At 49.4% G+C, this 6,925-nt stretch carries 4 protein-coding genes; 1 reads left to right on the top strand and 3 read right to left on the bottom strand.

The features are described 5' to 3' along the window. Positions 1–200 precede the first annotated feature (200 nt). Entirely contained in the window at positions 201–1,286 is a 1,086-nt protein-coding gene (locus tag JFN88_RS10370) for an HD-GYP domain-containing protein (protein ID WP_199019251.1), read from the bottom strand. A 115-nt stretch (positions 1,287–1,401) separates the two neighbouring features. Further along, positions 1,402–3,897 (bottom strand): DNA gyrase subunit A, encoded by a 2,496-nt coding sequence (gene gyrA / locus JFN88_RS10365; protein ID WP_199019250.1) that lies wholly within the window; start codon positions 3,895–3,897, stop codon positions 1,402–1,404. A gap of 279 nt (positions 3,898–4,176) precedes the next feature. On the opposite strand from gyrA, the gene JFN88_RS10360 reads away from it, so the two are divergent. Then, complete coding sequence (locus tag JFN88_RS10360; RefSeq protein WP_199019249.1) at positions 4,177–4,935, top strand: YheC/YheD family protein; 759 nt, start codon at positions 4,177–4,179, stop codon at positions 4,933–4,935. A gap of 72 nt (positions 4,936–5,007) precedes the next feature. Here JFN88_RS10360 and gyrB read toward each other — a convergent pair whose 3' ends face one another. Next, on the bottom strand, positions 5,008–6,918 hold the full coding sequence (gyrB, locus tag JFN88_RS10355) for a DNA topoisomerase (ATP-hydrolyzing) subunit B (protein WP_199019248.1): 1,911 nt from the start codon (positions 6,916–6,918) through the stop codon (positions 5,008–5,010). Positions 6,919–6,925: the final 7 nt, after the last annotated feature.

Here is a 6,925-nt window from a genome sequence, read left to right as displayed (position 1 = left end):
TGTCTCAGCGGCGACTTTTATAATATATCACAGTTGCCCATGTCTTGGCAAGTACTTTTTTTCAACTCTTTTCAAAGCTTCCTATAGTAGTTTCCTCTATCATAATGAACAAAAAACTGTGATGCATGATCCCCGCCTTGAAAGCGGCAAGGAATAATATATCACAGTTTCAATCTGAGAGTCAAGCAGAAATATAAATCTTATAGTTTAACAATTTCTTTGATATACAGCTGTCTCTCTGTGGTCAAATTAACGATCGTTCCGTTAACCGATACCCATGGCCTTGTCAGATGATTACGATCCGAGAATACGATCTCACCTACCCGGTCATCATTAAGCCGCACTACAGTCCCGTTATGGAAACGCGTCACCTTCTCTATGAAAATGCGTACCAAGGCAGGGTCCAATTTACCAAACGATTCCTTCTGAATTTCCTCCAGCACTAAATACGGGGACATAGGTATACGGTAAGCGCGCTTCAAGGTCATCGCATGGAAAGTATCGGCAATGGCTACAATCTTGGCATACGGGTGAATCTGATCCCCTCCCATGCCCAACGGATAGCCGCTGCCGTCTACCCGCTCATGATGCTGCAGAGAAGCAAGCTTAACCCCTTCGTTAATAGCCGGCACGGGCTTCAGAAGCTGGTAGCCGAGCACAGTATGCTGTCTAATCTCCTCAAGCTCGGAAGCCGTTAGAGTCCCTGGCTTGATCAGCAACTCACGATCCACCTTCAGATTTCCGATATCATGGAACAGTCCTGAGAGCGCTGCAGGTATCCAGTCCCGTTGCTTGAACCCGCCCCACCGGGCCAGCAAATAGGAGGTTAGAGCGGAGAGCACGCTGTTATGAAACATATAATCATAGGTGTCGGTCACGTCAGGGATAAATGTCAGTACACTGTACTCATCAATATGACCAATCAGCAGTTCAAGCTGCTTCCTAATTTCAAGGATTGGAAACACTTGGCCCGGGGAATATTGACGATGCACCTTTTTCAAAAGATTCACCGTATTAAAATATTCCTGTTCAAAGGCCGTTGCCGGGGCAGCAGGCTCGGATGCATGCTCCTCTTTGGCGGATGAAGCAGGTGGAGCAGACTGATGCTCCTCAGATCCTTCTTTTGTTTCAACAACCACCGATTGAACCATAAATGCCTGAAGGATCTCGATTTCTCTTGACATAAGGACTTTCCCTTTATAAAACAGTGTACCACCAAGCTTGGTTTGGACATCCCGAGTCAGCTTGTCGCCTGCTTTAACCTGGTTGAGCAAGACCGTTGGCATGCAATGTTTCCTCCCTGCACGATTCATTATGTGCGTATATATGAAAGTATACCTACAACCCCATGCTTATCTTGTGCTGCCTCCAGCTAGCGCTAGTAATGGGAAACACCGCCCCTTATTCCCCGGACGGTGTTTCATTGCTATTCTCTTCTGATTCCAACTCAGCGCTTTCACTGACTTCCGACTCTTCATTGCGGTCTACACGTGAAACGGTAGCCACAGCATCTTCATCGCGGATATTAATCAGCTTGACACCTTGCGTATTTCGACCCATGGTCGAAATACCCGCCATGCTTGTACGAATAAGCGTTCCCGATGAGGTCATGATCATCAGATCTTCCTCGTTATTCACGACCTTCAATCCGACAATCGGACCATTGCGATCGGTTACGTTCAAGGTTTTGATCCCTTTGCCGCCGCGAGTCTGGCTGCGGTATTCGAGAATCGGAGTACGCTTGCCGTAGCCCTTGGAGGTTACGATCAATACATCATTCTCCGGTGATACCACATCCATATCGATTACGATGTCGCCCTCATCCAATTGGATTCCTTTCACCCCGGTAGCCGATCTGCCCATTGGGCGAACATCGGATTCCGAATAGCGAATGGACATTCCTTGTGCCGTACCCATAATAATTTCCTGCTTGCCGTCCGTCAGCTTCACGCTGATCAGATCGTCATCCTCACGTAAAGAAATGGCAATCAGGCCGACCTTACGGATATTTGAGTAATCCTCAAGCGGCGTCTTCTTGACAATCCCCTGCCGGGTAGCAAAGAAGAGGTACTGATCGTCTTCAAACGACTGTACGGGAATAACCGCATTAATGGTCTCCCCCTGCTCAATCTGAATCAGATTAATGATTGGCGTTCCGCGAGCAGTCCGGCTCAAATCCGGAATCTCGTACGCCTTCAGCCGATATACCTTCCCTTTATTGGTGAAGAAGAGCAGGAATTGGTGGGTGTTGGAGACAAAGAGATGCTCGACAAAATCATCATCCTTCGTGTCCATACCAACTACCCCGCGGCCGCCGCGTTTCTGGCTGCGGTACGTCGTTACCGGCAAGCGCTTGATGTAGCCGCTATGCGTGATGGAGATAATAACATCCTCTTGAGGAATGAGGTCCTCATCGAGAATTTCATTCTCCCCGGCCGCAATCTCGGTACGGCGCTCATCACCAAAGCGCTCTTTCACTTCATTCAGCTCATCGCTGATAATTTGCAATACAAGACGCTCATCAGCCAGAATCGCTTCATACTCTGCAATCTTGCGGAGCAGCTCCGCATACTCGGCTTCAATCTTGTCACGCTCGAGTCCTGTCAGACGCTGCAAACGCATGTCAAGAATGGCTTGGGCCTGCTCGGAGCTAAGGGCAAAGCGCTCAATGAGTCCTTCACGCGCTTCATCCGCCGTCTGCGAGGCACGAATCAAGGCAATAACTTCATCCAGATGATCCAGCGCAATACGCAAGCCTTCCAGAATATGCGCCCGGGCACGAGCCTTCCTGAGCTCGAATTCCGTACGTCTGCGAATAACCTCGATCTGATGCTGCAAGTAGTGATATAGAGCATCCTTCAGGTTGAGTATCTTCGGCTCACCATTTACCAAAGCAATCATATTGATACCGAAATTGGACTGCATCTGCGTATGCTTGAACAGGTTGTTCAACACGATATTCGGATTGACATCGCGTCTGAGTTCGATAACAACCCGCATTCCTGTACGATCTGACTCATCGCGAAGATCGGTGATGCCATCAATCTTCTTCTCTCTGACGAGTTCCGCAATCTTTTCTACCAGTCTTGCCTTGTTCACCTGGTATGGAAGCTCCGTCACGATAATCCGGGCCTTGCCGCCGTTCTCTTCGATATTAGTCCTGGAACGCATCGTCACCGAGCCGCGTCCAGTCATGTATGCCTGGCGAATGCCTTCCCGTCCCATAACAATTCCAGCCGTCGGGAAGTCCGGGCCTTGAATATATTCCATCAGCTCAATCGCCGTAATATCCGGATTGTCGATAAGCGCCTGTGTACCGTCAATAATCTCCACAAGATTGTGGGGAGGAATATTGGTAGCCATCCCGACTGCAATACCGGATATGCCGTTCACAAGCAAATTCGGATATCTGGCAGGCAATACGACAGGCTCTTGCTCTTCCCCGTCGTAGTTAGGGACAAAGTCAATTGTGTCCTTATTGATGTCCCGCAGCATCTCCATGGCAATCTTGGATAAGCGCGCCTCGGTATAACGCATCGCTGCAGCCATATCGCCATCTACCGAACCAAAGTTTCCGTGCCCGTCTACCAACATGTAACGCAGCGAGAAATCCTGCGCCATCCGAACCATAGATTCATAAACAGCGGAATCACCGTGGGGGTGATATTTACCGATGACTTCGCCTACGATTCTGGCGGATTTCTTGTATGGCTTGTCCGGGGACATCCCCAACTCCGACATCGCATACAGAATGCGGCGGTGAACCGGCTTAAGCCCGTCTCTTACGTCGGGCAGCGCGCGGCTGACGATAATGCTCATGGCATAATCCATGAACGATTCTCGCATCTCGACGCCTATATCACGGTCTCGTGTCTGGGAACTTTGCTCTTCCGCCATGCTTTACCTCCTGACATATCTAAAAACTGCACTATTGTTATTATATTACTTTCACAAACCCAGCACAATTAAACCTTTCGCCTTGCTAGGCAACTGCCGTTACCCACATTGGTCCAGGCTTCATACTATAAAATCAGGGTATAAGACCCTTTCAAAGGCCCGCTGTAATCCGCTTGTCAAGCAAGCAGCTTGCCAAATTTCATTATATCATTCATTCACCTCCCTGTGTGTAAAAATCGTTGAACTTATTTTCATTTGGCGAAAGGTGGAAGGAAGAAATTGACCATCCAGCGCATTACAAGCAAATGGGATAAAACGAAAGTTCTCTTGCGCAATACCGCTTTTCATCGCTTAATACCCGAGACCGCCAAGCTAAGCAAAGCTAGCCTGGGCGAAATGCTGGGCCGCTACGGCATGGTCTATGTGAAGCCTAACAGGGGAACCTTCGGCAACGGCGTTATTCGGGTGGAAAAAGTAAAAAGAGGCTTTAAATACCAAACTGGAACAAAGATCCGCGTCTTCGCTAATCTCGATTCGCTTTACTCCCATGTGAAGAGAACAACCGGGCGCCGCCTCTTTTTGGTTCAAAAGGGCATTCAACTGCTGAAACATGCGAATCGCCGCTTTGACTTTCGGGTTATGGTGCAGCTAAGTCCCAAGGGTAAATGGGAAACCACCGGTATTATCGGCCGACTGGCGTACCCGAAAAAGATCGTCACCAATTATCATAGCGGTGGCACTCCGCTTCCGTTCGAGAAATTAATGTCCACCCATATGAATGGGTCCCAACAGCAAAATTATATGAGCATGCTCCGCAAAATGGGGATTCAGGTAGCGCAGCATATGCAAAGCACCTATCCGAGGATCAAGGAAATCGGGATTGATGTTGCAGTGGATTCGAAGCTGAATCCGTGGATTTTGGAGGTCAATACGAAGCCGGACCCTTATATATTCCGAAAGCTGAAGGACCGGAGCGTCTTTCAGAAAGTGTATCGGTATGCGGTGGCTTACGGCCGTCTCAAGGGCAAGAGAACTTAGTTGCTTATAAAATTTTAGTTCAAAAAAAGCAGCCCTCCCACTCCCGGGAAAGGCTGCTTCTGCTTATTGGCTTTAGATATCCAAATTTTTAACGGTCTTCGCGTACGTCTGAATGAAATCACGGCGCGGTTCAACATTATCGCCCATAAGCGTGTCAAACACAACATCGGCTTCAATCGCGTCTTCGATTGTCACCTGAAGCATCGTACGGCTCTCAGGGTCCATCGTCGTCTCCCACAATTGGGACGCGTTCATCTCACCCAAACCTTTGTAGCGCTGAACGTTAATTTTTGCGCCTTCGCCGAATTCCGAGATAATCTCATCACGCTCGCGCTCGGATTGCGCATAGCGTACGACTTTGTTGCGCTCAATCTTGAACAGCGGCGGCTGTGCAATATAGATAAAGCCAGCCTCTATAATTTTCCGCATGTAGCGGTAGAAGAAGGTAAGCAACAGCGTCCGGATATGGGCGCCGTCAACATCGGCATCGGTCATAATGATGATCTTGTGGTATCTGGCTTTAGCGATATCAAAGTCGTCGCCGATTCCCGTACCAAGCGCCGTAATAATAGCCCGAATCTCCATATTGCCCAAAATCCGGTCCAGACGCGCCTTCTCTACGTTCAAAATTTTACCGCGAAGCGGCAAAATCGCCTGGAAATGGCGGTCGCGGCCCTGTTTGGCCGATCCGCCGGCGGAGTCGCCCTCAACGATATAAACCTCACTGATGGACGCATCCTTGGAAGAACAGTCCGCTAATTTCCCAGGCAATGAACTGACCTCAAGCGCACTCTTGCGGCGGGTCAGCTCGCGCGCCTTGCGTGCTGCTTCACGCGCGCGGGCAGCCTGCAGGCCTTTCTCCAGAATCTTCTTGGACACAGCAGGATTCTCATCCAGGAATTCCTGGAGCTTCTCTGCGAAGAACGATTCCACGATTCCGCGGACCTCGCTGTTGCTTAGCTTTGTCTTCGTCTGCCCTTCGAATTGCGGCTCGGGGATTTTCACAGAAATAATCGCCGTTAATCCCTCTCGCACATCATCACCGGATAGATTGGAGTTGCTGTCCTTGATCGTCCCGGTCTTACGGGCATAATCATTGATAATTCGCGTCAAAGCGCTCTTGAAGCCGGATTCATGCGTACCGCCCTCATGCGTATTGATGTTGTTGGCAAAGGAATAAATATTCTCCGTGTAGCTATCGTTATATTGCAGCGCAATCTCAACCTGAATATGATCCTTGGCGCCCTCCACATAGATCGGCTGCTCATGCAGCGCTTCGCGGTTGCGGTTCAGGTAGGAGACAAACTCAATAATTCCGCCGTCATATCGAAACGTATTGTTGGCCCCTGTCCGCTCATCCAGCAAAGAAATCTCTATGCCTTTGTTCAAAAACGACAGTTCTCGAATACGGGATTGAAGCGTCTCATATTCATAAATCGTTGTATCCGTAAAAATCTCCGGGTCAGGCTTGAATCGGGTAGTGGTCCCAGTCTCTGTCGTCTCGCCGACCACCTTGATATCATACTGAGGCGTTCCCCGCTTATATTCCTGCTGATGGATTTTGCCATCACGCTTAACTTGCACCGTAACATGCTCGGACAACGCATTCACGACCGATACCCCTACACCGTGAAGACCGCCCGATACTTTATAGCCCTCGCCTCCGAATTTACCACCGGCATGGAGGACCGTCATAACGACCTCAAGCGTGGACTTCTTCAGCTTCGCGTTCTCGCCGACAGGAATTCCGCGCCCGTTGTCAATAACCGTAATGCTGTTATCCTCATGGATAATGACCTGTATCCGCGTACAATAACCGGCCAGCGCCTCATCAATGCTGTTGTCCACAACTTCCCACACGAGATGGTGCAGACCTTTGCCGCTGGTAGAGCCGATGTACATCCCAGGCCTTTTGCGAACGGCCTCCAATCCTTCAAGAACCTGTATCTGATTCTCATCATACGTATGCTGATTTAAAGACATACCTCTT

Origin of the sequence: Paenibacillus roseus (assembly GCF_016424485.1) — a bacterium.
Taxonomy (GTDB): Bacteria; Bacillota; Bacilli; order Paenibacillales; family Paenibacillaceae; genus Paenibacillus_D; species Paenibacillus_D roseus.
The sequence above is the reverse complement of the archived record's forward strand: the minus strand, read 5'-3'. Positions and strand labels throughout refer to the sequence as shown.